Annotated in this window: 3 protein-coding genes and 1 pseudogene; all 4 read right to left on the minus strand. The window is 49.4% G+C overall.

The features are described 5' to 3' along the window. A pseudogene (locus AB4589_RS16720) lies at window positions 1-181 on the minus strand (conjugal transfer protein TraH); the annotation flags it as partial. Further along, window positions 178-591, minus strand: coding sequence for a type-F conjugative transfer system pilin assembly thiol-disulfide isomerase TrbB (gene trbB, locus AB4589_RS16725; protein ID WP_372101204.1), 414 nt, complete (start codon window positions 589-591; stop codon window positions 178-180). The gene trbB and the pseudogene AB4589_RS16720, both read right to left, overlap by 4 nt. 82 nt (window positions 592-673) lie before the next feature. Beyond that, complete coding sequence (traF, locus tag AB4589_RS16730) at window positions 674-1459, minus strand: type-F conjugative transfer system pilin assembly protein TraF (RefSeq protein WP_280605237.1); 786 nt, start codon at window positions 1457-1459, stop codon at window positions 674-676. Window positions 1460-1482: 23 nt separating this feature from the next. Continuing rightward, a partial coding sequence (gene traN, locus AB4589_RS16735) for a type-F conjugative transfer system mating-pair stabilization protein TraN (RefSeq protein WP_372101206.1) occupies window positions 1483-2400 on the minus strand: 918 nt, incomplete at its 5' end.

Here is a 2400-nt window from a genome sequence, read left to right on the forward strand (position 1 = left end):
ATTGCCCTTGGTAAGCCGTTGGGTTTGAGACGTTGGCGTTGTACCCTGAGTTATCAAAAAAGCGGGCCAGTGAGTGGTTGGTGTCGGCGTGACTTACGCTTGATAAGCTGATGAGAAATAAAGGAATAACTCGCTTATGCACCGAAATGGTGGATAAATGGTGGAAAAGTGAACGTTTCATTGCAGCGCCTCCTGCACTCGCGGATCGCTTAAGGCTTGTTGGATGCTTTGGGCAAGCGTGCTTTCTGGTACGTCTCCAATGCTCAAACGTGAGAACTTACGGCTGTTGACGTTCATTAAGAAGGTCGCAGGCATGACCGTTTTCCTCTGGCTTGGGAAAAAGGTCTTGCCTATCTCTGGTGTGACAGGAATAGGGACCTCAAACCCAGGAAGGCCCGGCCCGTCAACAGAGAAGGCATAAACCGGTAATTGAAATCGCTCGCTAAGGCGAGTGATTTTAGGCGCGGTTTTATGGCAGTACGGGCAGGTGCTTTCAAAAAAGAACACCAGGGCATATTGGTTTTGCATGGCCGCGTGTGCGCTGGCGGCATGAATCAAAAAAGCCAGCACAAGGGTACGAAGAAATGGCATAGCGCCTCCTGACGTTTTAGGGGAAAAGAAGAAATAAAAGAAACGGAACATCATTTAAGAGAGCGATATGGATGAAGTTGCTTTAAAAATTCGATTGCTCAAAGTCGGTGGCGACGTTGTAAAAGCGCCCAATTAAATCATTTTGGCTTATCCAGCCGTACGCCAGTGGCTTCATCTCTCCAGTGCTTGGATGCACCAAAATCAAGGCGGGCGTAAAAGGCACCGTGACTTTTCCCTGGTTGTGGCGGTTTTCTTTGAGGTGAGTGATGAAGGTTTCATCATTACTGATCCCAAGGAGCTCAAAATGGTATTGGTCAGCAAACGCTTGAATGGACGGGGCGAGTTGCTGGCTTAGCGCATCTTTTCCTTCATAAACAAAGAAAAAGCCCCATCCGTCTTGTTTCATCTTTTCAACCGCGTCGGTCTTCTTCTTATCCTCCAGTGCTAAATACACCTGTCTTGCCGCTTGCTCTGTCGGATGGTCTTTGGTGTAAGAGAACTCAGGTCTTTCGAGCAGCAGCGCTTTAAAGGTCATGCCTAATTGGTCGGTTTGGTCCGTGATAAAATGATTTAACGCTAAAAACTTCGCGAGCTTGTCTTTATCTTTGGGATGAATGGCCGCGTCGTTTTGCGCTTCAATATGCACAGAGTGAAACCAGGCCATCTGTTCGGTCGCCGATAACGTTTTAGGGCTTGATACGGTGGTTTGAGTGTTGCTTGGTAGCGGCTTAGGTTTGGGCGTTACGGGCATTGCCTTTGGCTCGTTGTACCAGCGCCACCCAGGAGGGGTTTCTTGAGCAAGAGCTGGATGGAGGTGAGTCAGCAGCGCTAGGGTAATGACGCAAAGCAGAGGTTTTTTCATCATCATAGACCTTGATTCCGTGGAGGCGGTTATCCGCCCGTGGCACTTTGAAGTCGTTTCTTGATTTCATCAAAGTTGGGGAGGTTGGTGTTGGCACGCATTTCCGGGTAGAACTCTTTAAAATCAATGTATTCAAAATTGATTTGACCCAGTTCTTCGGGCGTAATGGCGGCGCAGGTGGGATTTTTAGCACTGCCTAACCGTTTACCCAGTTGCTGAAGAGACCCTTGCTCTTGGATGATTTTGGCCAGCTTGTTGTCGTAAACGCAGTAACTGCGCTTTTTACGGGTGCAGACACCCAGCACTTTCTTGGCGCAGTATTGCCCCACGTACAGGGTTAAGCCTTTCTCTTTGGCTTCCCCCAGCGCTTCTTCCGCTTCGCTGCATTTCGCTCCCAATCCTTGCCCCCATCCTGAGTCTTTACAACAATCGTTGAAGCCCGCGAGTTTCTTACTGCACTTCATCGGCTTTCCCGTGAATATTTTGGGTGGGTCGCCGATGTCTTTCACGGCTTCGGCAAGTCCTGCCAGTGCCGCAACGGACTTATCAAAATTGTTATTCAATTTGGGCGCCTCCTCGTAACACTCCCCGTCAAGACAGAAGGAGTGCTCCCCACATTGCAGATCAGTGGCTCGGCATGTCTTCTCAGCACAACGCTTTGTGACCTCTTGCTCGATGCACACCCCATTTTGCTTAAGGCTGCAATGTTGAGTTTGAGTCGTACAGTCTTTCGGGAGGTTTGCGCAGGTATTAGGGCGGTCACAATGATGGTCTATCCGATATTTCCAACAATTGAGCGTGGTGGGAATGCCATTAATGGTGCGGGTGGCTCGACCTTCAATACATTGCTGGCGAGTGATCTTGCACGAGTTCATCAGGCGGCATTGTGTTCGCCAGGTCATGGTGTTTTTGATGCAGTTCCCTCCGGATAAGGAGAATCCGTTTGA

Origin of the sequence: Vibrio sp. 10N.222.49.A3 (genome assembly GCF_041475145.1) — a bacterium.
In the GTDB taxonomy this organism is placed as follows: Bacteria; Pseudomonadota; Gammaproteobacteria; order Enterobacterales; family Vibrionaceae; genus Vibrio; species Vibrio tasmaniensis_A.